General features: G+C 45.9%; 25 protein-coding genes and 1 pseudogene. 24 read left to right on the top strand and 2 right to left on the bottom strand.

Annotation, left to right across the window (positions count from 1 at the left end; all coding sequences use genetic code 11):
• Positions 1–203, top strand: a 203-nt coding sequence (locus GEI7105_RS38150; RefSeq protein ID WP_158413147.1) for a transposase, incomplete at its 5' end; no start/stop codon positions are given.
• Positions 204–268: 65 nt separating this feature from the next.
• Positions 269–412: a hypothetical protein gene (locus tag GEI7105_RS38145; RefSeq protein WP_158413146.1), complete on the top strand. Its 144-nt coding sequence runs from the start codon at positions 269–271 to the stop codon at positions 410–412.
• Between the two features lie 52 nt (positions 413–464).
• Here GEI7105_RS38145 and GEI7105_RS0102690 read toward each other — a convergent pair whose 3' ends face one another.
• Both GEI7105_RS0102690 and GEI7105_RS0102685 read right to left on the bottom strand, forming a co-directional pair.
• Complete coding sequence (locus tag GEI7105_RS0102690; RefSeq protein ID WP_017658944.1) at positions 465–1,058, bottom strand: Uma2 family endonuclease; 594 nt, start codon at positions 1,056–1,058, stop codon at positions 465–467.
• Between the two features lie 118 nt (positions 1,059–1,176).
• Positions 1,177–1,767 (bottom strand): Uma2 family endonuclease, encoded by a 591-nt coding sequence (locus tag GEI7105_RS0102685; RefSeq protein ID WP_017658943.1) that lies wholly within the window; start codon positions 1,765–1,767, stop codon positions 1,177–1,179.
• 171 nt (positions 1,768–1,938) lie between these two features.
• Between GEI7105_RS0102685 and GEI7105_RS0102680 the strand changes: the two genes are divergently transcribed.
• The 22 genes and pseudogenes from GEI7105_RS0102680 to GEI7105_RS0102565 all read left to right on the top strand — a co-directional run bounded on the left by GEI7105_RS0102680 (position 1,939) and on the right by GEI7105_RS0102565 (position 24,732).
• Positions 1,939–2,784 carry a DUF2887 domain-containing protein gene (locus tag GEI7105_RS0102680; RefSeq protein WP_017658942.1) on the top strand — a complete coding sequence of 282 codons (846 nt, stop codon included), beginning with the start codon at positions 1,939–1,941 and terminating at the stop codon, positions 2,782–2,784.
• A gap of 30 nt (positions 2,785–2,814) precedes the next feature.
• Entirely contained in the window at positions 2,815–3,465 is a 651-nt protein-coding gene (locus GEI7105_RS0102675; protein WP_245555362.1) for a Uma2 family endonuclease, read from the top strand.
• Between the two features lie 31 nt (positions 3,466–3,496).
• A complete protein-coding gene (locus tag GEI7105_RS0102670) occupies positions 3,497–4,063 on the top strand; it encodes a Uma2 family endonuclease (RefSeq protein ID WP_026097374.1) in 567 nt (188 codons plus the stop codon).
• Positions 4,064–4,333: 270 nt separating this feature from the next.
• The gene (pseB, locus tag GEI7105_RS0102665) at positions 4,334–5,323 is read left to right on the top strand and encodes a UDP-N-acetylglucosamine 4,6-dehydratase (inverting) (RefSeq protein WP_017658939.1); all 990 of its coding nucleotides are present in this window, start codon (positions 4,334–4,336) and stop codon (positions 5,321–5,323) included.
• Between the two features lie 4 nt (positions 5,324–5,327).
• Positions 5,328–6,494: a UDP-4-amino-4,6-dideoxy-N-acetyl-beta-L-altrosamine transaminase gene (gene pseC, locus GEI7105_RS0102660; protein ID WP_017658938.1), complete on the top strand. Its 1,167-nt coding sequence runs from the start codon at positions 5,328–5,330 to the stop codon at positions 6,492–6,494.
• Positions 6,491–7,087: a Uma2 family endonuclease gene (locus GEI7105_RS0102655; protein WP_017658937.1), complete on the top strand. Its 597-nt coding sequence runs from the start codon at positions 6,491–6,493 to the stop codon at positions 7,085–7,087. Before pseC ends, GEI7105_RS0102655 begins: the two co-directional genes overlap by 4 nt.
• 56 nt (positions 7,088–7,143) lie before the next feature.
• A complete protein-coding gene (locus GEI7105_RS39205; RefSeq protein WP_202804381.1) occupies positions 7,144–7,353 on the top strand; it encodes a hypothetical protein in 210 nt (69 codons plus the stop codon).
• Between the two features lie 33 nt (positions 7,354–7,386).
• Entirely contained in the window at positions 7,387–8,019 is a 633-nt protein-coding gene (locus GEI7105_RS0102650) for a pseudaminic acid biosynthesis-associated methylase (RefSeq protein ID WP_017658936.1), read from the top strand.
• A gap of 35 nt (positions 8,020–8,054) precedes the next feature.
• Positions 8,055–9,119 (top strand): N-acetylneuraminate synthase family protein, encoded by a 1,065-nt coding sequence (locus GEI7105_RS0102645; RefSeq protein ID WP_017658935.1) that lies wholly within the window; start codon positions 8,055–8,057, stop codon positions 9,117–9,119.
• Positions 9,116–9,868, top strand: coding sequence for an acylneuraminate cytidylyltransferase family protein (locus tag GEI7105_RS34290; RefSeq protein ID WP_071591955.1), 753 nt, complete (start codon positions 9,116–9,118; stop codon positions 9,866–9,868). Before GEI7105_RS0102645 ends, GEI7105_RS34290 begins: the two co-directional genes overlap by 4 nt.
• Positions 9,869–9,988: 120 nt before the next feature.
• Positions 9,989–11,052: pseudogene (locus GEI7105_RS35775) on the top strand (IS630 family transposase).
• A 61-nt stretch (positions 11,053–11,113) separates the two neighbouring features.
• Positions 11,114–11,704 (top strand): Uma2 family endonuclease, encoded by a 591-nt coding sequence (locus GEI7105_RS0102625; RefSeq protein ID WP_035492415.1) that lies wholly within the window; start codon positions 11,114–11,116, stop codon positions 11,702–11,704.
• Between the two features lie 30 nt (positions 11,705–11,734).
• Complete coding sequence (locus GEI7105_RS0102620) at positions 11,735–12,409, top strand: PIG-L deacetylase family protein (protein ID WP_017658930.1); 675 nt, start codon at positions 11,735–11,737, stop codon at positions 12,407–12,409.
• A gap of 47 nt (positions 12,410–12,456) precedes the next feature.
• Entirely contained in the window at positions 12,457–13,140 is a 684-nt protein-coding gene (locus tag GEI7105_RS0102615; protein ID WP_017658929.1) for a Uma2 family endonuclease, read from the top strand.
• An 8-nt stretch (positions 13,141–13,148) separates the two neighbouring features.
• Positions 13,149–15,341, top strand: coding sequence for a UDP-2,4-diacetamido-2,4,6-trideoxy-beta-L-altropyranose hydrolase (gene pseG / locus GEI7105_RS0102610; protein ID WP_202804380.1), 2,193 nt, complete (start codon positions 13,149–13,151; stop codon positions 15,339–15,341).
• A 13-nt stretch (positions 15,342–15,354) separates the two neighbouring features.
• The gene (locus tag GEI7105_RS0102605) at positions 15,355–15,768 is read left to right on the top strand and encodes a GNAT family N-acetyltransferase (protein ID WP_017658927.1); all 414 of its coding nucleotides are present in this window, start codon (positions 15,355–15,357) and stop codon (positions 15,766–15,768) included.
• A 282-nt stretch (positions 15,769–16,050) separates the two neighbouring features.
• Complete coding sequence (locus GEI7105_RS0102600) at positions 16,051–16,659, top strand: hypothetical protein (RefSeq protein WP_017658926.1); 609 nt, start codon at positions 16,051–16,053, stop codon at positions 16,657–16,659.
• Between the two features lie 21 nt (positions 16,660–16,680).
• Positions 16,681–17,730: a pseudaminic acid synthase gene (pseI, locus tag GEI7105_RS0102595; protein ID WP_017658925.1), complete on the top strand. Its 1,050-nt coding sequence runs from the start codon at positions 16,681–16,683 to the stop codon at positions 17,728–17,730.
• Between the two features lie 36 nt (positions 17,731–17,766).
• Positions 17,767–18,621: a sulfotransferase family protein gene (locus GEI7105_RS0102590; RefSeq protein ID WP_071591953.1), complete on the top strand. Its 855-nt coding sequence runs from the start codon at positions 17,767–17,769 to the stop codon at positions 18,619–18,621.
• A 35-nt stretch (positions 18,622–18,656) separates the two neighbouring features.
• The gene (locus tag GEI7105_RS0102580; RefSeq protein ID WP_144053647.1) at positions 18,657–21,053 is read left to right on the top strand and encodes a tetratricopeptide repeat protein; all 2,397 of its coding nucleotides are present in this window, start codon (positions 18,657–18,659) and stop codon (positions 21,051–21,053) included.
• A gap of 152 nt (positions 21,054–21,205) precedes the next feature.
• Positions 21,206–23,722, top strand: coding sequence for a TylF/MycF/NovP-related O-methyltransferase (locus GEI7105_RS39200; protein WP_017658921.1), 2,517 nt, complete (start codon positions 21,206–21,208; stop codon positions 23,720–23,722).
• Positions 23,723–23,814: 92 nt separating this feature from the next.
• Positions 23,815–24,732, top strand: a complete 918-nt coding sequence (locus GEI7105_RS0102565; protein ID WP_017658920.1) for a GDP-mannose 4,6-dehydratase — start codon at positions 23,815–23,817, stop codon at positions 24,730–24,732.
• Positions 24,733–24,763: the final 31 nt, after the last annotated feature.

Raw genomic sequence — 24,763 nt, 5'->3', positions numbered from 1 at the left:
GCTGTGACTTGGAGTTGGAGGTCGTCGAACGGACTGAACCGGGTTTTGTCGTTTTGCCAAGACGCTGGGTCGTCGAACGCACCTTAGCTTGGTTAGGAAAGCACCGACGTTTGAGTAAGGATTACGAGCGTCTTCCTCAGATGAGTGAGTGCTTTGTATATCAAGCCATGACAGCTCTGATGCTCAAACGCCTCACCTCTTAATTTTTTCTTTATAGATACCTTCTATCTATTTTCAAGACTTTGAGAACAATGAGGTGAAGCTGCAAATGGACGTTTTATTTCTATTTATTGAAGGAAAAGTGGGCGCTGATGAGTTTAGTATCGAACCGTTACTTATCAATTGGTTGTTCCGACATAGCAGTTTTGACAATCCTTTGGCCGGGGCGGTGATGAGTGACATTATCGGTTGAGTTTGGTTGAAAATCCCCGATATCTTCCAGAGATTTGGGTCGTTGACAGTTTCTAGGGCGACCAAATCCGCTGCAAATTCAACCGAAACTCCGGTAAAACTGACTCTCCCGACAGTTCCAGAGGACGGTCTAACACTTCGACTTCTCGTCCGTCACGATAGACTTCCACCTGTTGCTGTTGGGGGTTGATGAGCCAACCCAGTTGAGTGCCGTTGTCGAGATATTCCTGCATCTTAGCTTGTAGCGGCGGCAGGTTATCGGAGGGCGATCGCAGTTCGATAACAAAATCCGGACACAGCGGCGGAAAACCGCGACGCTGTTCCGAGGTGAGGGCGTCCCAGCGAGAGCGACTGACCCAAGCCGCATCCGGGGAACGGATGGCACCGTTGGGGAGGATAAATCCCCCAGAGGAGTCGAAAACCACGCCTAAGTTGTCACGGGTTTCAAACCAAGCGTAAAGTTGTCCAGTGAGGCTGCTATTTTTTTGGCTAGATTCGCCACCAGCAGGGGGCATGACCATCAATTCTCCTTTGGCGGTACGTTCTAAGCGTAAGTCGCGGTTGGCCGCAGCCAGGGCTTCAAATTGTTCCTGAGTGACTTGGAGAACGGTGGAGGTGGGCAGTTCTAGAGTGAGGGTGGCGTGCATGGGATGGCCTCGGGGGGAGTTGGCGACGATGTTTGTATTGTAGGTTCTACAGTATTTTTCGCATCTGTCTTTTTGGGCTGTGTTTTAAAATGAAATCCATCTACAAAAAATTGCTGGTTTATCGCCAAATTCGCTGCAAATTCAAACGAAACCCCGGTAAAACTGACTCCCCCGACAGTTCCATCGGACGGTCTAACACCTCGACTTCTCTTCCGTCACGATAGATTTCCACCTGTTGCCGTTGGGGGTCGATGAACCAACCCAGTCCCGTCCCGTGGTCGCGATATTCCCGCATCTTAGCTTGTAGCGGCGGCAGGTTATCGGAGGGCGATCGCAGTTCGATAACAAAATCCGGACACAGCGGCGGAAAACCGCGACGTTGTTCCGGGGTGAGGGCGTCCCAGCGAGAGCGACTGACCCAAGCCGCATCCGGGGAACGGATGGCACCGTTGGGGAGGATAAATCCAGTAGAAGAGTCGAACCCTTCACCGAGGTCTGGATGAGTTTCGACCCAAATGCCAAGTTGGGCGGTCAAGCTGAAGTTTCGTCGACCGGATTCGCCGCCAGCAGGGGGCATGACAATCAATTCTCCTTTGGCGGTACGTTCTAAGCGTAAGTCGCGATTGGCCGCGGCGAGGGCTTCAAATTGTTCCTGAGTGACCTGGAGAACGGTGGAGATGGGCAGTTCCAAGGTGAGGGTGGAGTGCATGGGATGGCCTCCTGGTAGTTTGGGGCGATGTTTGTATTGTAGGCGGTTGGAAAGGGGGGAATTTGAGGGTCGATCGTCTTGTTATTACAGTGACGTAGGGTGCGTGACTTGAAAACTCGGGGGTCGAACCTGAAACCGATACATCGTCACGCACCGCCAACGTATATCGCTATGAAAACCGACAAGATTTTCTACCGCATTTTCCTGCGACAACCGGAACTCATCGCCGAACTCGTCCCCGGAATTCCGCCAGATTGCGAGTTCGAGTATAGCGCCCCCGTCCTCAAAGAACGGGAACGGCGACTCGATGGCTTACTGACTCCTATCGGCGACGACCTCAACCTCCCCCTGGTATTCCTCGAAGCCCAGATGCAGAGCGACAACGGGTTTTATCGACGCTTTTTCGGGGAAATTTTCCTGTATTTGGAACAGTACGAGGTGACGCGACCTTGGCGGGGATTGTTGCTGTTTCCCCGTCGTACCTTGGATTTTGGCGTTGAAACGCCCTATCGCAGCCTGTTAGACAGCCAAGTGGAACGGTTCTATCTCGAAGATTTAATCCCATTGACGGACTTGAGTCCCAATTTAGAACTGTTGCGGTTATTGGTGGTTTCGCCAGAAGAAGCGGCCGAAAGTGCCCGTCGTCTGTTAAGTCGAGAAGCGAGTGAAGCGGCATTTCAGCGACGCTTAGATTTGCTCGAAAGTATACTGGTGAGTAAGTTTCCAAAGTTGAGTTTGGAGCAGATACGGGAGATGTTGGATATCACGAACGTCAGACTTCAGGACACCCAGTTTTACAAGGATGTGTTCGCCGAAGGTCGCCAGGAAGGTCTCGACCAAGGCGAACTGGAGATACTGCTGCGACAGTTAAGCCGCCGTTGTGGGGAACTGTCCCCCCAGCAGCAACAACAGGTGAAATCGCTTTCTCGAACGCAGCGGGAAGCCTTGGCGGATGCGCTGTTGGATTTTACGGGAATGGCGGATTTTCAGGTTTGGTTGCAGCAGCAGTCTGTCTAGACCGATTTGAGAACGAGGGGAGGTTTTGTCGTGAGTCGAGGAAAACAGGTGGCGTCGAAACTCGTGCCAATTTTGGAAAGTGGAGACCGTCTGTCTCGGGTTGAATTTGAGAAACGCTACCACGGAATGCCTTATGTTAAGAAAGCCGAGCTAGTGGAAGGAGTCGTTTATGTGGCATCTCCGGTGAGGATGGGAAAACACGCGAACCCTCATGCTCGAGTTATAACTTGGTTGGGAGTGTACGAAGCGATCGCGCCAAGTGTAACGCTTGGAGATAACGCGACAGTTCGCCTAGACTCGAAAAATGAAGTTCAACCGGATGCTCTTTTGCGCCTTGATGCGTCGGCGGGGGGACAGTCGCGGATTAGCGAGGACGATTATCTTGAAGGTGCGCCGGAGTTGATTGTGGAGATTGCGGCGAGTACGGCATCTTACGACCTCCACGATAAGTTACGGGCTTATCGTCGCAATGGGGTTCGGGAATATCTGGTTTGGGTGGTTCTGGAAGAGGAGTTTCGCTGGTACGTGCTGGAGGAGGGGGAATATCGCCAGCAGGAACCGGACGCGGCGGGGTGTTTGAGCAGTCCGTTTTTTCTGGGGTTGGCGTTGGACGTGAAGGCGCTGCTGGCGGGGGAGATGGGGCAGGTGTTGGCGCGGTTGCAGACGGGGTTGGGGTCGTGAGGGTTGTAATTTGACGGTTTGGAGGTGTTTTATGGTTGCGGTTCCTCCCTTGATGGGTCAACTTACTCTTGAGGAGTTCTTGGCTTATCCCGAGACTCAACCGGCTTGTGAATATGTGGAGGGGAGCGTTCGGCAAAAACCCATGCCGCAAGGGGAACATAGCACGTTACAGATTCGCCTGGGGACGGCGATTAACGAGGTGGCGGTTCCGGGGAAGTTGGCTCATGCGTTTACGGAACTGCGGTGTACGTTTTCGGGACGATCGATCGTTCCTGATATCGCCGTGTTTGTTTGGAGTCGGATTCCCCGGACGGAACGGGGGAGAATTGCCAATCGCTTCGACTGTCATCCGGATTGGGTTATCGAGATTCTGTCGCCGGAGCAGTCGGCGAACCAGGTCATTGAGAAAATTCTCTATTGCTTGAATGCCGGGACGCAATTAGGATGGTTGATTGACCCTCAAGACGAGTCGGTGGTAGTATTCCAACCGGATAGCTTGCCGCAGGTGCGATCGGGGGTGGAACCTTTACCGGTGTGGGAGGGTCTGGACAATCTGAGCGTGTCGGCAAAACAGATATTCGATTGGTTGGTGATTTAGTGGAGTGGGAACTTAGAAAAACATCTTTCGTCAAGACACTTTAAGTAGACTTGAGTGTTTTTGTTTGAGGTTTTCTTCAGCCACAAATTCTTCGGAGCTGTAGGTTCAGTTAAGCCAATCTAATCCTGACATTTTAGGATTAATCCGCAAAAAGCCTGGGTAGCTATCTGGTAAAAGTCTATTTCTGGATTTTGCTATTCATTCAATCGGTACACTGAGAATGGTGTCGAGGTCAAACTTAATATATTTGGAATTGTAAAGATACACAAAATGTTTGATGGTAAGACGATATTAATTACGGGCGGAACGGGTTCCTTTGGGAAGCACTGTGTTAAAACTCTGTTGGAGCGTTACCAGCCACGGCGAATCATCGTTTACTCCCGTGACGAACTCAAGCAATTCGAGATGTCGCAAGTGTTTGATGCGCCATCCATGCGCTATTTTATTGGTGATGTTCGGGATTCTAAGCGCCTGGGTTTAGCGATGCGGGATGTGGATTATGTTATTCACGCCGCAGCACTCAAGCAGATTCCCGCTGCTGAATACAATCCAATGGAGTGTATTAAAACCAATATTCACGGCGCGAATAATGTTATTGATGTTGCCTTGGAGCAGGGAGTTGAAAAAGTCATTGCTTTGTCTACAGATAAGGCAGTGAATCCCGTTAATCTTTATGGTGCCACAAAGTTAGCGGCAGATAAATTATTTGTTGCGGCGAATAATATTGTGGGTAGCCTCAAGACGCGATTTTCAGTTGTTCGTTATGGTAACGTGCTTGGCTCGCGCGGTTCTGTTATTCCGTTTTTCAAACGACTGATTGCGGAGGGGGCGACAGAGCTTCCGATTACCGATCCGCGAATGACTCGGTTCTGGATTACGCTTCAGCAAGGCGTGGATCTGGTTCTTTCAAGCTTCGATCGCATGCAGGGCGGCGAAATTTTCGTTCCTAAGATTCCGTCGATGAAAATGACGGAGATGGCGAAGGCTTTAGCGCCCGATCTCCCTCACAAAATTGTTGGAATTCGCCCTGGGGAAAAACTGCATGAGGTGATGTGTCTAGCTGAGTCCTCTCACTTGACCTTGGAGTTTTTCGATCGCTACGTCATCACGCCGACCATTGAATACTCTCACAAAGTAGACTATAGCTGTAACGCAGTGGGAGAAACGGGAAAACCCGTGCCGGAAGGATTTGTCTACAGTTCCGACAATAATACGGAATGGCTGACAGCAGAGCAGTTACTCGATTTGATTCGAGAATAGGTTTATGGCAGAGTATATCCCCTACGGTCGTCAGGATATTTCGCAGCAGGATATCGATGCTGTGGTTGAAGTGTTGAGATCGGACTGGATTACCCAAGGGCCGGCAATTCAACGCTTTGAAAAAGCGGTTGCGGAGTATTGCAGCGCGAAATATGCTGTAGCCGTGACGAGTGCTACCGCCGCTTTACACATTGCCTGTTTAGCTGCCGGATTGGGAAAAGGGGATATTCTCTGGACTTCGCCGAATACCTTTGTGGCTTCGGCAAACTGTGGGTTGTATTGTGGTGCAGATGTCGATTTTGTCGATATCAATCCTCGGACTTATAACCTCAGTATTGAGGTATTGGAACAGAAGCTCGATCGCGCCGAACGGGAAGGGAAACTTCCCAAGGTGGTAGTTCCCGTGCATCTGGCGGGGCAATCCTGCGAGATGGAACGTATCGAACCGCTGGCGCGACGTTATGGGTTTACGGTGCTTGAGGATGCCTCGCACGCGATCGGAGCGCAGTATAAAGGTAAGCCCGTCGGATCTTGTGCGTATTCCGATCTGGCAGTGTTCAGCTTTCATCCTGTGAAGATTATCACCACGGGGGAAGGCGGAATGGTGGTGACGAATCGAGAGGATTTGTACGAACGGCTCGTTCGGCTGAGAACCCACGGCATCACGCGCAATCCTGACTTCATGACCGAAGCGCCTCATGGTTCGTGGTATTACCAACAGTTAGAGTTGGGATTGAACTATCGCATGACGGACATTCAAGCGGCGTTGGGAGCGAGTCAGATGCAGCGTCTCGATGAGTTTGTGTCCCGTCGTCGATTTTTGGCGTGTCGGTATGACGAGTTACTGCAAGGGTTGCCCGTCACGTTACCCGCACAACATTCAGATACTGCATCGAGTTGGCACTTGTACGTCGTTCGCTTAAACCGAGAGAAAATTGAGAAAACCCATCGGGAAGTGTTTGAGGCGTTGCGAGGCGCGGGAATTGGGGTAAATTTACATTATATCCCCGTCCATACTCAGCCGTATTACCAAAAACTCGGGTTTCAATGGGGAGATTTTCCGGAGGCAGAGCGCTATTATCGAGAGGCGATTAGTTTACCGTTATATTATGGGTTGACCGAATCCGCTCAGGATAGGGTAGTCGATACGCTGCGGGAGGTTCTGGGATGAGGATTCAACGAGGAGGACAACAGCAAGACTTTGTTGAAAGTCGCGAAGAATCTTTAGTTCTGTCTGGCATTACCTGGCAACAGTTTAAGAGTTTGGAGTCGTCGTTTGCTCCCATTGCTGGGGTCAGATTAGTCTATTTGGATGGAGTTTTACAAATTGTGATTTTGGGGGACGAGCATGAGTATTATAAACGGACGATTAGCTTGTTATTGGAAGCCTATTTGAGAAGTCAAGGAATTCGCTTTTATAGTCAAGGCAGTGCGACGTTGGGAGATGAGGGGATTGGGGTTCAAAAGGAACCTGATGAGTCCTATAGTTTTGGCAGTAGAAAGGCGATTCCCGATCTAGCGATCGAGGTGGTGATGTCCAGTGGTGGAATTGATTCGCTGGAAATCTATGGCAGGCTTGGGATTCAAGAGGTTTGGTTTTGGGAGGATGGTTTGTTGACAGTCTATTCTTGGCAAGGGGAGTATCGTCGGGTGGAGAGGAGCGGTCTGTTGCCGGATTTAGATTTAGATCTGTTGATAAAGTATATTTTGTATCACGATCAGTATGATGCGGTGAATGATTTTATTGGAGAGTTGTCTAGCTAATCAAGGAGATACGTTCAATTAAAGTCTTGCATATCATGTTACGGTTAAGAAGCTTTATGAAAATTGCGGTTATTCCGGAACGGGGAGGAAGTAAGCGAATGCCTCACGTTAAAAAAGCGGAACTCGTGGAAGGAGTCCTTTACGTGGCATCTCCCTTAAGGTATCGGCAGCACGGTCAACCCCACAGCGATATTATGGCGTGGTTGGGTGTGTACCGTGCTGTGACTCCTGGTGGATATTGCGCCAACAATACAACTATTTATTGAGATAAACTAATTCAGAAAATTGCAGGATAAAACATGAACTCGAAAAAATTTCAAACAGAACAAGAAGAGTTTTGGGCTGGTAAATTTGGAACAGATTATATTGCCCGAAACACGAGCAGACATATCTTAGCTTCTAACCTTTCATTTTTTGCTCATGCACTTAGATCGGCTCAAGAATTAAGCTCGTGCCTTGAGCTTGGTGCAAATGTGGGCATGAACTTACAAGCCTTAGCTCTTCTCTATCCTGATATACATCAATTCGGAGTTGAAATAAATTTGGATGCAGCAAAGCAGTTAGAAGTTCTGCTCGGAAGAGAAAATGTATTTAACGGTTCTATCTTTAATTTTTCTACAAATAAAACTTTTGATTTGGTTTTAATAAAAGGAGTTTTAATCCATATTAATCCTGATATGCTCGATCGTGTCTATCATAAAATTTATAGCTGTACTAACCGATACATACTTTTGTGCGAGTATTACAATCCAGCCCCAATGGAGGTAATTTATAGGGGTCACAGTGGTAAACTATTTAAGCGAGATTTTGCAGGTGAGATGCTCGATCAATTTAGCAGGTTAAAGCTTGTAGATTATGGGTTTGTGTATCATCGTGATGCCACGTTTCCACAAGATGACATCACCTGGTTTTTGATCGAAAAAATTGAATAGGTTTGCCTTAGAATTTAAAAAATGGAGTTAAAAAAATGAGTTTTCAGATTGGGAATCGAAAAATCGGAGATGAGTATCCTTGTTTTATAACGTTTGAGGCAGGTGCAACCCACTCAGGAGTAGAGTATGCAAAGCAGCTCGTTAGACTAGCATCTCAAGCTGGTGCTGACGCTGTGAAGTTTCAAATTTTTGATGTCGATCGACTGGTTTCTGATAAACAGCAATTGTTTACCTACAAAGTTTTGTTGGACAGGGAGTCAGGACAAGTCGAAGAAGTTCAAGAACCCTTATACGACATTTTGCTCAGGCGTAGCTTAAGTAGAGACGAATGGCAGACAGTCAAAGCTACTGCCGATGAAGAGAATTTAGCTTTCTTCGCTACAGTCGGTTATCCAGAAGATATTGAGTTTCTTCAGGAGTTGGGTTGTCACTCGATTAAAATTGCTTCTTCGGATGTTAACCACCATCCTCTCATCCAAAAGGCAGCACAGACAGGAATGTGTATTCAGCTAGATACAGGAAACTCGACAATTGGTGAAGTGGAAGAAGCTGTCGATCTGATTTTACATGAAGGTAATGAGAACCTCATTATTCATCAGTGTCCTTCAGGGTATCCTGCACGTTTAGAAAGTATAAATTTACGAATCATTCCGACCTTGAAGCAAATGTTTCAAGTCCCAGTGGCCTATTCCGATCATACACCGGGCTGGGAAATGGATATTGCTGCTGTTGCGTTAGGAGCCAATTTAGTTGAGAAGACAATTACACTTGATCGAACGACTCGAAGTGTCGAGCATATTTTTTCCTTAGAACCAGAAGACATGAAGCAGTTCGTGCAAACTATCCGGAATGTGGAAACTGCACTAGGTCGTCCTCGTCGTTTGATGACAGACACAGAACGGCAAAAAAGATTAGCGACTCGCAGAAGTTGTTTTTATAAAACTTCTATTTATCCCGGTGAAATTTTAACTGAGGAGATGTTCGATTACCGCCGACCTGGATATGGTATTTCGCCGAGTGAAGCTGTGAAACTGATCGGACGGCGTATTCGTCGTGAATGTCCTGAAGGTAAACAAGTTGAATGGTCAGATGTAGAATGAGTCACCGACAGCTAGGAAAAACATTAGCACTCGTTCCTGCTAAAGCAGCTTCTCAGCGCATACCTAGAAAGAATTTAAGGTTACTAGGAGGACGCTCTTTATTAGATTGGACAGTTAGAGTCGCCTTGGCAGCGGATGTTTTTGATCGAGTTGTGGTTAGCACAGAGGATCGAGAAATTGCGGAAGAAGCACAAAATTTAGGTGCAGAGGTTCCATTTGTACGACCTCATAAGTTGGCTGTCGATCCGGCTGGAGTAGTCGATGTATGTTTGCACGCTTTAGATGAGCTAGAAGCTCAAGGACAACACTTTCACACATTAGTTATACTCCTTCCATCTTCTCCATTTAGATCTGTTTTTGATATTCATGCTTCTCTCGATCGTTATTTAGAAAGTGATGCCAACTTTCTAATGAGTGTTACAAAGCTCGAACCTTCTCCTTTAAGTGCGCTCAAATTGGATAAGCAAGGATTTCTCAGTCCGCTACATCCAGAATGGATAGATCGACTAGGAGCAAAGGCTAAAAAACAAGAAGTTCCGGAGTTGGTAAGGTGTAACGGAGCCGTGACAATTGTTGATGTCGATCGCTTTAGAAAGGAAAAGTGTTACTACAGCTATCCACTTGCTGCATACCAGATGCCCTGGATTCGTGGAATAGATATTGATACAGAACACGATCTTGTCTTCTGTGAGTTTTTATTGGAGAGATCGTTGATTTTAGAAAAAGACTTATTGGGTCGCTCGAAATAAATAGCAGCTAGTTCTCGATCGCTCTTAAAATTAATAGTAGTACGTATTAAGCAGGTCATACAAAAAAAAAGGAGGTATATTACAGATTATAAAGTGTTTCCCCAGAAAGGAGTCAGAGGTATGGGAGCCAGACTGAGAGTGTTTCTCAACCGTGAAGAAGAAAGAACGCTCTGGGAGATGAGGAAGGCAACGACGGTGAGTCAGCGAGTCAAAGACCGAGCCGAAGCCGTTCGTCTGAGCCACCAAGGGTGGTATGTCGAACAGATAGCCGAGCACCTGCACCAAACGGTCAAGACGGTGAGGAAAACTCTCAAGACTTGGATAGATAAGGGATTAGGGGGACTGTGGGAAGCCCAAGGACGGGGACGGAAAAAAACTTGGAATGAAGAAGACATCGAATATCTAGAAAACTGCCTCAGAAATGACCCAAGAACCTATAACAGCGAGCAACTGGCGGAAAAACTGCGCCGCGAACGACAAGTGAACCTGAGTCCTGAGTATCTGCGTCAGATCCTCAAAAAAAGGGGGTCATTTGGAAGCGGACCCGAATAAGCCATCAACAACGACAAGACCCCCAAAAGCGCCTAGCTAAGCAAAACGACCTGGAAATGCTCGAACTCGCTGCCGCGGCTGGAGAGATTGACTTACTCTACACGGACGAATCGGGATGCTGTTTGTGGAGTGCCGCCAGCTACAGCTATTACTTCAAGGGAGAACAGAAACGGCAAGAACAGACGAAGAAACGAGGGAAACGAGTGAGTCTGTTAGGGCTATGGCAACCCTTAGTGACTTTTGTCTGTAGTTTGGCCTTGGGCAGTTGGAAAAGTGAAGACTTCATCAAGCTGATGGACGAGCAAGCCCATGAAGCCCAGAAAATTTACGAACTTACGGGTCGAATCCGCGTCATCGTACTCGATAATGGTTCGATTCACACGAGTAAGGTAGTTCAGCAGAAGTTCTCTCAATGGGAAGCTCAAGGACTGTACTTATTCTTCTTGCCACCCTACTGTTCCGAAATGAATCCCATTGAATTGGAGTGGGAGCATCTTAAACGTGATGAATTAGTCGGACAGATGTTTGAATCCGAGTCCGAATTGGCTTTTCACGTGACCGAGGGACTCGAAGCCCGAGGAGAGCGCCACGGACATTCTGTTAAGTATGTCAACCTTCGAGGTCTGAAATAATCCTTTACACACATTCCTTTTTTTCTCTGGGGCTACTTAGCGCATCAAGGAAGAGGATGTTGTGAGCATACAAGTACCCACAAAACATATTTATTCAGTCGAGGAATACCTCGATCTAGAAACTCGCGCCAACGAACGCCATGAATATATTAATGGAGCAGTTCTTCCAATGGCTGGGGGTTCCCCAAGACACAATAGAATATCCCCAAGACACAATAGAATAAAAGTCAATTTAATTATTGCCCTTGGGGTTGCCCTCAAAGACACACCTTATCAGGTCTTTGATAGCGACCAACGGCTATGGATTCCAGAAAATCGTACTTTTACCTACCCAGATGTGGTTGTGGTTCGAGAACCGATTATTACAGCTGACAACGACACCACCGCTATTACCAACCCGAGACTCATTATCGAAGTTCTCTCCGACTCGACTCGCAACTATGACCGCAGCCAAAAATTTGTTACCTATCGGAGTCTTCCAAGCTTTCTAGAATATCTACTCATCGAACAAGATGGCGTTCAAATCGAACAGCACGTGAAACAAGACGATCGCCACTGGCTCTTGACGATTCACGAGGATCTCAATGCTAAAATTCCTTTGGCTTCTATTCCTGTTGAAATCGCGATCGCCGATCTCTATCATCGTGTCTAGTTTCGATCGTCCTCTGCTTTCGACTTAACGATGAGTCAGTCCATCCTGATTATTGCCGCTCATCCTGACGATGAAGTTCTCGGTTGCGGTGGAACCATCGCTCGCTACACAGCCCGAGGCGTGCAAGCTCGTGTTATCTTCCTTGCCGATGGTATTGCCGCTCGTGATGGGATGGACTCCGAGGCATTGCAACAACGTCAAAGTGCCGCTCGAAAAGCGGCTGATTGTTTGGGTATCCAGTCGGTTAGCTTTGGGGAGTTTCCGGACAACCGACTCGACACCGTGGATTTACTCGATATTGTGAAAGTGGTTGAAGGGGCGATCGCCCAACATCAACCCGATACCGTTTTGACGCACCACGTCGGCGATGTCAATATCGACCACCAACGAGTCCATCAAGCCGTGGTGACGGCTTGTCGTCCTCAACAAGGACATCCAGTGCGAACCCTATTGTTTTTTGAAGTCCCGTCGAGTACGGAGTGGCAACCTCCCGGTTCTGCTCCCGCATTTACTCCCAACTGGTTTGTGGATATTTCCAGCACTTTAGACTGTAAATTAAAAGCATTAGATGCCTATACTGAAGAACTCCGAGACTTTCCCCATCCCCGTTCCCGTGAGGCGGTCGAGGCGTTAGCGCGTTGGCGAGGGGCAACGGTGGGAAAGAGGGCAGCTGAAGGGTTTATCTTAGGCAGACGGATTGATTGAGACTTGTGGTACGGTGTATCTAATACGACGCTATAGGATAACGATCGATGCCTACGTCCCTGAACAAGATTCAGAATGAAATTGAGTATCCTGATTGCGATGGATTACCTATGGCGGAAAGTGACGCAGCTCGGGATTATTTGATTTATGGGACGGAAGCCCTGAAGCTGCATTTCCAGCATCGTTCAGATGTCTATGTTTCAGGAAACTTATTTGTTTACTACGAACGGGGTAATCCTAGAGCCGTTGTTGCTCCTGATGTGTTTGTGGTGTTTGGAGTTGAGGACAAGCAACGGTTATCTTATAAGGTCTGGGAAGAAAATAATAAACTGCCGAGTTTTATTTTAGAAATTACTTCAAAAAGTACCCGCAGTGAAGACCAAGGTATTAAGAAAGGACTCTATGCCTACTTGGGCGTTCAAGAGTATTTTCAGTATGACCCCACCTCAGATTATTTAAGCCCTTCACTTCAAGGATTTCGTTTGGTAGATGGTAATTATTTTCCGATTCTTCCTCGGGCTAACGAACCTAGCTTAATCCTATTTTCAGAAGTATTGGGTTTAGAGCTACGACGTTTGCAGGATGGCAGTTTTCGTTTTTATTCTCCTGAGAAGGGAGAGCGGCTGGAGAGCTTAATGGAAATTGAGAAATCCAGACAGGTGGAACGGGAAAAATCGCAAAAAATGGCAGAGCGATTACGGCAATTAGGCGTAAATCCCGAGGATTTGTAGTTTTGGTGATGATGAAGGTCGTTTTTCGAGTCGATTCATCTCAGCAAATCGGAACGGGGCATCTGATTCGGTGTCGGACACTGGCGGAAGAGTTGCGTCGCCGAGACGTTGAGGTTCAATTTATTTGTCGCAACCTCCCAGGGAATCTCATTCATCTCCTCAGTCAAGCTGCATTTCCGGTGACTGTTCTGCCCTCTCCTCCTGCCACGGGTAAGAGTAACGAGTCGATCGACCTCGAAGAAAATTATGCTGCGTGGCTTGGGGTGTCTCAGGATATCGATGCCGCAGAGACCATCGAGGCATTAGCCGGTCAAAAACCAGATTGGCTGATTGTCGATCACTATGGTATTGACAGCCAATGGGAACGGCACTTGCGTCCCCATGTTCGTCAAATTATGGTTCTGGACGACTTAGCCAACCGTCCCCACGACTGCGACCTCTTACTCGATCAAAACGAGAGTGTTAACGGCGAAATCCGCTATCGAGAACTCGTTCCAGAACGTTGCCGCTTGCTCGTTGGGTCTCGTTACAGCCTGTTGCGACCTGAATATGCTGTGTACCGCCAAACGCAGTCCCCTCGGACAGGGGAGGTGCGGCGGGTGTTGGTGTTCTTCGGGGGAACCGATTCCCAGAACATGACCGGGAAAACCTTAGAAGCCCTGTCTGCTCCTCAGTTCGAGTCGTTGACTGTGGATGTGGTGGTTGGCGCGACCAATCCCCATCGCTCCGAAATCGAGAAGCAAGTGGCGCAACGACCCCATACCGTGTTATATCATTCTCGCCCTCATCTCGCCGATTTGATGGCTCAGGCAGATTTGGCGGTGGGGGCAGGGGGAACGACGACTTGGGAACGGTTGTGTCTGGGACTGCCAACTCTAGTGGTTAGTATTGCTGAGAATCAGGTTTCGGCCTGTCAGGCTCTCCAGCGTCAGGGATCGATCGCGTATTTGGGAACGGCTGAAACCGTGGATGTGGAGCAGTTACGAAGTTCGATCGATTCGCTCATTCAAAATCCCTCCCATCTCATGGAGATGTCTGCTAAAGCGAGGCTTCAAGTGGATGGATTGGGAGCAATGCGAGTGGCGGAAGCCTTGAAACCCACCTCACCCAGTCAACTCAAATTGAGACTGGCTCGGTCTGAAGATGCTCCACTATATTACGATTGGGTCAACGAGCCTGAAGTCCGCCGCCAGTCGCTTCAAACCGATCCGATTTCCTGGGCAACCCATCAAGCTTGGTTTCAAAAGAAACTTGCCGACCCGAACTGTTATATGGGAGTCTTAGACGCCGACGGTCTTCCAGTTGGTCAGATTCGGTTCGATCTCAAAGGCGAAGAGGCAATCGTCGATTATTCCCTCGATACCTTGGTCAGGGGTCGTGGCTGGGCAACTCAACTCGTTCGATTAGGAATGCAATTGCTACGAAACACCCAAGCAACCTATCTTCGGGCTGACGTGAAATCGCAAAATACAGCATCGCGGGCAGTCTTTTTACGATTGGGGTTTGAGGAACAATCTCCCCCCCCCCCAAGCGTCTCAAGCAATGAGCGTCTTTCGCTTAGCATTCTCTCCGACAACCAGAGCTGGCTGAACGATTACCTTTGCGATCTCGTCTTAGGCTGGCTTCACGATGGACACAGAGTTTTATGGACTCATGAAGTTGAAGAGTTACGACCTGGAGATTTATGCTTTTATCTCAGTTGCGGTCAAATTGTTTCTAGTGAGGTTTTAGCAAGGTTTCACAATAACCTCGTCGTTCATGAAAGCGATTTACCCAATGGTAAAGGCTGGTCGCCCTTAACCTGGCAAATCCTAGAAGGAAAGAACCGAATTCCCGTTACGCTCTTTGAAGCCGTTGACCGGGTAGACAGCGGAGACATTTATCTGCAAGAATGGCTAGAGTTTGAGGGACACGAACTCATCGACGAGCTAAGGCAAACTCAAGCAGAAGCAACCTTACGTCTGTGCCGAGAGTTTGTAAACCGCTATCCAGCGGTGTTACAGTCCGCCAAACCGCAAGTTGGAAAGGAGTCATTTTATCCTCGACGGAGACCCAAAGATAGCAAATTAGATGTCAACCGTTCTCTGGCAGAGCAATTCGATCTACTTCGCGTAGTAGATAATGAAAAATATCCAGCATTCTTTGAGTTGTACGATCGGCAATATTCGTTAAAAGTCAAATTACTCGAAAACAATAAATAAAATATATCTTTGAATGAAAAGCAATATTAAAATTTCTCGTCGCAACGATTTAACCGGTGTCTTACCTGCATTGCGAGACTTGTTAGATACTTGCTATCCTAAACCACCAAGGGACGTTTTTTATCGGTTAATAGAACAGTATCGAATTGGTTTTCCAGTCTATATTGCTGTCGAAGAAAATGAAAAAATTGTAGGCTTTACCTATCTAGCCCCCAACAGTAAAGGAGGAACCCTAGAGAGTTTGGCGGTACATCCTGATTTCAGAGGTTTACAGATAGGATCGAATCTGGTTCGGCGCTTGATCGGTGAAAACCGAGGAGTCATTCAAATTACAACACGCATTCCAGAGTTCTTTGAAAAACTAGAATTTAAATCCATAACTCAGCTTCCAGATAATTCATACTTCATGATTTACCTCAACTTTTGATATGTGAAATTTGACAAATGACTTTGAGAATTTCCGACCGGCCTGTTGGGGCTGACTATCCCCCTATATCATTACTGAGATGTCGGGAAATCACAACCAATCACTTTGTCGAAGGTTCTACTCAAGCATATCTTTCAACCATATCTTCACCCTTTCTGGCTCCTAAATTCACACTGCTATCTTCAGCTAGAAAAAATACAATACAGAAGCATCTATGAATCGAGATTTCTATTTAAAAAACGACACCTAAAAGCATCTATAAAAAACATCTAGGAGAATATAATGTCATTCAACAGCTATAAGAACATTGAATCTGTATTGAATGATTTTTCGCTAACTTACACAGAGGATAATTTTATTCAAAATTTATCCTTTGAAGCTGAGCCTTTTTTTCTGTCCCGACTCCAAACCACTCTTCAAGATGGTGTTGTTTTTAACTCAGAATACGCAATCTGTGAAAATATTATTTCTCCTATACTAAAAGAGATTTGGATAAAATATAAAGATCGATTACAGCTTTGGAGCCATCAGCCATTGATATACAACGAAACTTTATCGGGTATCCCCGACTATATTGTTGCCCAACGCTCCCCAAGAGGAAAAATTATTTTAGGACAACCCTATTTGATTTTAGTGGAAGCCAAGAAAGATAACTTTGATGAGGGTTGGGGACAATGTTTGGCTGAGTTAGTGGCAGCACAGAAATTGAACGATAACCTATCCTGTCAAATAATTTTTGGTATTGTTTCCAATGGCAAACTGTGGGAATTTGGAAAACTACAAGGTGAAGTATTTACGAAAAACATCCGATTTTATACATTAGAGGAATTAAATCATTTAATGAGTGCCATTAATTATGTTTTTTCGGAAAGTGTTAAGCTAGTGTCATAAACTACCATAAAAGCCTGCTGTATGCACCCCATCCAAATCCAGAACCGCATTGTTTCTCCGCAGCATCCCCCTTTGGTTATTGCCGAAATGTCTGGCAATCACAACCAGTCACTCGATCGCGCCTTGGCAATTGTCGAAGCCGCTGCCAAAGCGGGCGCTCATGCTCTCAAACTCCAAACCTACACCGCCGACACGATGACCCTCGATTTAGAGGAGGGCGAGTTTTTTATCGACGATCCCAACTCGCTCTGGCACGGTCAATCGCTTCACAAGCTCTATCAACAAGCGTATACCCCTTGGGAATGGCACGAACCCATTTTTGAAAAATGCCGAGAATTGGGACTGATTGCCTTTAGTACGCCATTCGATGCAACCGCCGTTGATTTTCTCGAATCGTTAGACGTTCCCTGCTATAAAATCGCCTCGTTCGAGAACACCGATATTCCCCTCATCCGCAAGGTTGCCAGTACAGGTAAACCGATGATTATCTCAACGGGAATGGCCACGGTTGCCGAACTCGATGAAACGGTTCGTGCGGCTCGGGAGGCAGGTTGTACAGACCTCATCTTGCTCAAATGTACGAGTACCTACCCGGCTACACCCGAAAACAGTAACCTACTCACGATTCCCCACCTCCGGGAACTTTTTGACGTACAGGTAGGTCTTTCCGACCATACGATGGGAGTTGGTGCTGCGGTAGCCAGCGTAGCACTCGGAGCCAGAGTCATTGAGAAGCACTTTACCCTATCCCGTGCTGACGGCGGAGTTGATTCCACTTTCTCGATGGAACCGGAGGAAATGCGTCAACTTGTGATAGAATCCAAACGCGCTTGGCAAGCTTTAGGGAAGGTTCAGTATGGAGCCACTAAAGCTGAAGAAGAATCGAAAGTGTTTCGGCGTTCCCTTTATGTCGTGCAAGATATGAAAGTCGGTGACGTGTTTACTCCAGAGAACTTGAGAGCCATACGACCCGGCTATGGATTGCCGCCAAAATATTACGATCGACTTTTAGGTAAGTTTGTGAATGTAAACATCAAGGCAGGAACTCCGTTGACCTGGGAAATTTTGTAGTATATACCAATTGGGTTAATCGAATTTGAGTTTGTTATGACTTATTTTTTTATTGGCGGTAGCGCTCGATCGGGGACTCACTTATTAGAAAGTATTCTCAGCTTGGATTCGGCAGTCAACCCTCCTCTCGCGGGAGCCGCCTACTTTCACGAATTGGTCTCGGCTTACCATCAAGGAAAGCGTAATTTTAAACTAACTGCTGATTATTTCGCGAGCTTTGATGAATTTCATCAGTTTCATTCATCATGGATATTGAATTTTTTGAGCAATATCAAGCAGCAGTATCCCGCCGCCGAACATTTGATTTTAAGATGGCCATATATGGCCACTCTATTTCCTACCGTTCATAAATTAGTCCCTGAATCTAAATTTGTTTTAATCGTTCGAGATCCGAGAGATACGATCGCTTCGATGATTAAAGTGGCAGAAAGAAAGAAGGATCTTCCAATTAAAGAGAGATCGGTTGCCAACTTTAATCGAAACATTATTAGGTTGTCTTCTCTTTATAGTTCTTATTACTTGCCTTGCTTAGTCAAACAATCTCAATCTGTTGACTTTCGTGAAAAGCTGATCTGGGTTCAATATGAGTCTTTAGTCACTAATCCAGACTCCATTGTTGCCAAACTCAAAAAGCATACAGGATTGAAGTTCGATCGATTCGATCGAGACAATATTTGGCAACGACGAAAACCAGAGTTTGGTCAACAAGATAACTTAGATGCTTGGTTTAGCCCTTTGTATGGAAAAAGCATTTCTGCATCTCACATTGGTCATTACCGCAAAATATTAACAGATGAAGAAATTCGGGCGATCGAAAACCAATGCGATTTTATATTCAAACTTTTTGCCTATCAAAAACACGATTTATCTTGCAAGGTGATGTCCTTTTGAATACACTCATTTTTTGAATACACTCATTTAAGTTGATGACATCCCAACCCAAAATCTTGTTCTCTGCACCCTACGGACAGTGGGGAATTCACAACCAAGTCGATGCTATTCTTGCTAAAGCACTTGAGTTGCGTGGTTGCCAAGCCTTAGCAGTTCTCTGTGACGGTCTTTATGCAGACTGCACTATTCTGCGTGATGTTCCAACTCAGGCAGAAAATCATGTTTGCCAATCCTGTGCCAAGGCAAGTCAGCAGTTATTTTCTGCTTTTCAAATTCCTCAAGTTCAACTTCGCCAGTTTATTCAGTCTGACGACAGAGAACAAGCTAAGCAATGGGTTGAAACAGTCGCTCCAGATGACTATGCTAATGCCCGCTATCAAAACTTACCAATTGGTGAATGGGTTACATCATCAATTTATACCTATTTTAGAATCACTGCAAAAGGATTGCAGCGTTCCGACGTTCGGGAAGTTCATCGACGATATCTAATTGATGGTGTCGTAACCTATAAAGCATTGTCTCGGATACTGGACTGGTTTCAGCCAGATCGTATCGTTCATTTTAACGGCCGGATGGCTCCCTATCGAGTAGCCTTTGAACTTGGACGTTCTCGGGGTCTGGAAGTCTTGACCCACGAACGAGGTTCTATTGACGATAGTTTCAGTTTTCGTCAAAATGCGACGTGTTCTGAGACTAAACCGCTCATTCACTATACTCAAGCATGGAAGCACGTTCCCTTACGGAAAAGTGAAATCGAACAAGTTCGTAGCTACTTTCATCAACGAGAAGCTGGAAAAAATACGAACTGGAACCCTTTCTATACCTATCAAACAGATTACTCAAAAGTTCGCCATCAGTTACGAATTCCATCCGAAGCCAAAATCTTTTCGATTTTCACCACTAGTGAAGATGAATTAGCTCTGTCTAAAGATTATCAGGGACTCAGCAATCAAATCGAAGTATTGAAAAGAATTATTGAAATTTTTTCAGATCGCGATGAGTATCTAGTTATTCGTCATCATCCTCATATCGGAGGTCTCGGAGGTAGTAAGCCTGAAACAGATTTTTTGGTTCGAGCTTACCAGCAATCTCTGACAATTCCGAGCAACGTTCGGATTGTGATGCCATCTGAACAATTAACTTCCTATGCGTTACTGGCCAATACTGACGCAGCTATGGTGTTTTTTAGCACGGTTTCTATTGAAGCTGTAGCTCGGGGTATCCCAACAGTCGTTTTTGAAAATTCAACTTATCGCCAGGCATTATCTCACGTTCTTCATCAAGATAAGCTTGACAAAGAAAATTTACGGTTGGTTATCGATCGATTACTTAGTCCTTCCGCTCAATTGCAAGTTGAAGATTTCCAAAAACTTTATCGTTTCACACATACCTATTTCTTTAGATTTTCACAGAAATTCAAATCTTTTGGGGTCAAGAACCGTCACTATCTTGATATTCGGATTACAAGCTTTGAAGATTTAAAGCCTGGTATCGATCAAACACTCGATCGAATTTGTAATCATATTTTAGACGGAACCTCCCTTTATGAAATGCCTCCAACTGAAATCAACAGTTTATCTCTCACTGACGAAGAAAATTTTTTAAAAGAGGAAATCGAAAGAGTTCGAGAACAGCGAAATGCTGTTAAAATCGGTTCTTTTTTATCGCAAGAAATTCCTGTCGGTCTTATTCATGTCAAAGAATCTAGAAATAAAAAAACAGAGCAAGATTTACCCAAATGGCAAACTTGCTCGCGGCATCGTTCTTTAGTATCTCAGGTATTTCTTACAGCGAACAAACATATAAATAATGGTTTTCAGTCTCTCATTTATCTTCTTAACAAAACTCAAGAAGATTACATCCTGATTGCACATGAAGGGATTCAATATAACGAATCATTTATCTCCTATGCGATCGATCGCCTAACCGAAGATTGCGAGAAAGATTGGGATGGTGTTTGGTCGGCTGGATGGATTCAGTCACCAAATAACACAATTAACCAGAAACTTTTCACTCACTCCTCTACCCACGATAATTACCATCAAGCTATCCAAATATTACCAGAACTGATCGATCCCTTTGTTCTGCTCTCTTTTGTTCTGATGAAGCGAACAGTAATCGTTAAACTTCTCCAGACTGTTCAATCTGTAAATAACAATTTGCAAGCATCGGAAATGCTTTTTTATGGGTTGAATCAATTAAAGATTGACAAAACGGAGCTTCCTCTGCTGGTTGTTCATCAAGCACAACTTCAAAATCAACAATCAACCGTACAGACTTTGTTGGATTTATCTCGTTACTACGAACAAATCAAAAAACAACCGACTTCTTCCCAGTTATACCGTCAGCTTGGAGATATCTTAAACGAACAAGGGAAGTTAGATGCAGCTCGAAAAGCTTATCAATATGCAGAACGCTTGAGAACAAAATAAGTCCGACACTGGCATAAACAAAGTAGTATTTCAGGAATCGTAAAAATTGGGGAACTCGCTTTTCATAGATATCGTCCCTTCCTATGATACGATGTCAGACTATAGTTGGCTAAATTTCTGCCTGCCCTATTGAGCGAGATCCAGGCTATCTGATGACCCAGTGGCAACTGAAAACCCCAGTCGTTCTCATTATTTTTAATCGGCCAGACACAACAGAACGAGTATTTGAGGCGATTCGACAAGCTCAACCTCCTCAATTGCTGGTCATCGCCGACGGACCGCGTCCCGATCGCACTGGAGAAGTCGATCGATGTGTCGCCGCGAGAAAAATCGTCGATCGCGTAGACTGGGACTGCCAAGTTTTAAAAAACTATTCAGACGTTAATCTAGGTTGCCGAAAAAGAGTTGCTAGCGGATTAAATTGGGTATTCGATACAGTTGAAGAAGCAATTGTTTTAGAAGATGACTGTGTACCCCATCCGAGTTTTTTTCGTTTTTGTGAAGAACTTTTGGAAAAATATCGTCATGACAATAAAGTCATGGCCATCTCTGGGGATAATTTCCAGTTCGGACAACAAAGAACACCATACTCATATTATTTTTCTCGATATAACCATATCTGGGGATGGGCGAGTTGGCGGCGTGCTTGGCAACACTACGATTTAAGCATGAGTCAATGGCCTCAACTTAAAATATCAGGCTGGCTAGAGCGACAATTACAGCATCCAAAAGTTGCACAATACTGGTCTCATATTTTTCAGATGTCCTATCAAGGATTTGACACTTGGGACTATGCTTGGCTATTGGCTTGTTGGCAGCAAAATGGATTGATTGTTTTGCCCGAAGTTAATCTAGTGTCTAATATTGGCTTTGGCGAACACGCAACCCATACAAAGTCTGACAGTCCATTTGAAAATTTACTAGTTCAGGAAATGAAATTTCCTTTACGACATCCACTCGAAATTCAAAGAAATATCGAAGCAGATGCTTACACAGAAGAAATGATTTTTAGTAAAGTTTCCGTCACTTCACAAAACAATATGCAAAATCGAAACAAGTCCAAAAACGATCGATCGACCTCTGAAGTCGTTACACAACTCTATACCACTATTCAGAACAATCCCTATGAAGCGGATGCTTATCTTCGCTTGGGTCAACTCCTTCGAGACGCACAAAAGCCAGAGGCTTCGCAACGTGCGATCGAAAAGGGATGGAAACTCAAATGGGGCGATCGCGACTATATCTCGCCAGGATTAACCTTAGTCAATGCCGATCCCTACTTCCCCAATCTAGCTGTAGGGAATACAGCCCCGATCGCCTGGCCTTACCTGCGTAAAGAGATTCCTCACAACTGGTATGTCGATCGCCGCAGCCCCAACGTCGGCTTCCTCAGCCGTGACGAAGCACACCTACTCTATAACATCGCCCTAAAATTCAAAGGACAGCCCACCCTCGAAATTGGCTGTTGGATGGGTTGGTCAGCCTGTCACCTAGCATTAGCTGGCGTACACCTCGATGTCGTCGATCCGTTATTAGAAAAACCGGAAATCTATCAAACTGTGTCCGATTCGCTAACAGCGGCGTGCGTGCGCGATCGCGTGAATCTCGTTCCAGGGTATAGTCCCCAAGCCGTGCAGGAACTCGCCCGCCAAAAACAACAACCGTGGTCGCTCATTTTCATCGATGGCAACCACGAACGCCCCGGCCCCCTACAAGACGCCAAAGTTTGCGCCCAACTCGCCGCCGCCGATGCCGCGATCGTCTTTCACGATTTGGCTTCGCCCGATGTCGCTGAAGGGTTAGCATACCTGCGCCAACAGGGTTGGAACACGCTTGTCTACCAAACCATGCAAATTATGGGTATTGCTTGGCGAGGGTGCGTACAGCCGGTGCGCCACCTGCCCGATCCTAGAGTCAATTGGACCTTGCCGTCACACCTACAAAGCTTCACCGTCAGCGGTGTATCCGATGGCACGATCGCTGATGGACTAGAAGAGTTTCAAAACTGGCTGCAAGTCGTGCGACCTTATACCTTTCTCAGTGAGGCACGATTGCTGTCCCTCTATCGTCTGACCAAAGAAATTTGTCTCACCGATTTACCCGGTAACGTTGTCGAGTGCGGAACTTGTAAAGGCGGTTCGGCTGCCTTAATCGCCGCGACAATTGCACGTTATAGTCGCCGTCCGCGACAAGTTTATGCTTTCGACACATTTGAAGGAATGCCCGATCCCACAGAGGTCGATCGAGCCAACGGCGTACCCGCCAACGATACAGGTTTTGGTGCAGGAACTTTAGGTGCGCCGATCGAGGAAAACCTCAGTGTCGTTTGTCGCGCCCTTGGCGTGGAAAATATTGTTATCCCCGTTAAAGGGTTGTTTAACCAAACTCTACCCGCCACTCGCGATCGAATTGGCGAAATTGCCTTACTCCATGCCGATGGCGACTGGTACGAATCCACGATCGATATTTTCCAACATCTCTACGATCGCGTAATTTCCGGAGGAGCAGTTCAAATCGACGACTATGGACATTGGGAAGGCTGCCGTAAGGCGATCGAGGATTTACAAACTCAGTGGCACGTGCAGTTTAACCTACAGCCGATCGATTACACTGGTGTTTGGTTCCGCAAAGATGCTGCTGCCACGCCAACCTTACGAACGGAAATCTAGAGCATGAAACTAGGGAGCTTTGTTAGTGGCTTGGGAATTCGAGGATGGCGAGAATCAAGCAAAGCGATCGCAATATACCTGAGTCAGTCAACATGAACGAGACTTTAATTTTAGGCGGTGCTGGTTTTATTGGAGGAAACTTAGCAAGAGCCTTAGTCAAAAAAGGCATAAAACCTAAAATATTCACTCGTCCAACTTCCTCTATCGGTCGAATTCAAGATATTTTGGATGATGTAAAAATTATTTATGGAGACTTTTTAGATGATGTAGCATTATCAGAAGCTTTACAAGGAGTAAATACAGTTTTTCATTTAATTTCTACAACCTTTCCAAGCCGCACTTTAAAAAGTAGTGTTTATGATGTTTTATCAAATTTATTGCCAACTATTCGATTGGCAGAAATTTGCATCGCTAATAACGTCAAAAAAATCGTATATGCCTCATCGGGAGGAACTGTTTATGGAGAACCTCTAACAATTCCGATTTCTGAAGATCATCCCTTAATGCCCAAATCTGCTTACGGTCAAAGTAAGTTAACCATCGAAAATTATCTAAACTTTTATGCCCGAACGACTCCCTTAGATGTAAATATTCTTAGAATTTCCAATCCTTTTGGTCCGGGTCAGCACTCTTGGAGAGTCCAAGGAATTGTTGCTGTCGCTATTGGCTGCTTATTGTACGATCGTACCTTGCAAATCTATGGAGCTGGAGATGCTGTTCGAGACTATATTTATATTGACGATGTTATTGAAGCAATGTTATTAGCCTCTCAGCAGCCAGGGTCTTCATTGGTGAATATTTCTTCTCAGGAAGGCTATTCTATTCTGGAAATCGTTCGGGAGCTTGAAAAATTATCAGGAAAGACTATAAAAAAAGAATTTATACCCGATCGCCCAGGCGATGTTAAAGTAAATGTTTTGTCAAACCAGAAAGCACGAGAATTGTATGGATGGCATCCTAAAACTTCTTTAGAAGCAGGACTATCAGCCACCCTGGCCGCGTTCCAATAAACGGCAGTTCTGAAAGCCTGGCTTTTCCAGA

It is taken from the genome of Baaleninema simplex PCC 7105 (assembly GCF_000332355.1).
GTDB lineage: Bacteria > Cyanobacteriota > Cyanobacteriia > Cyanobacteriales > Geitlerinemataceae > Baaleninema > Baaleninema simplex.
The sequence above is the reverse complement of the archived record's forward strand: the minus strand, read 5'-3'. Positions and strand labels throughout refer to the sequence as shown.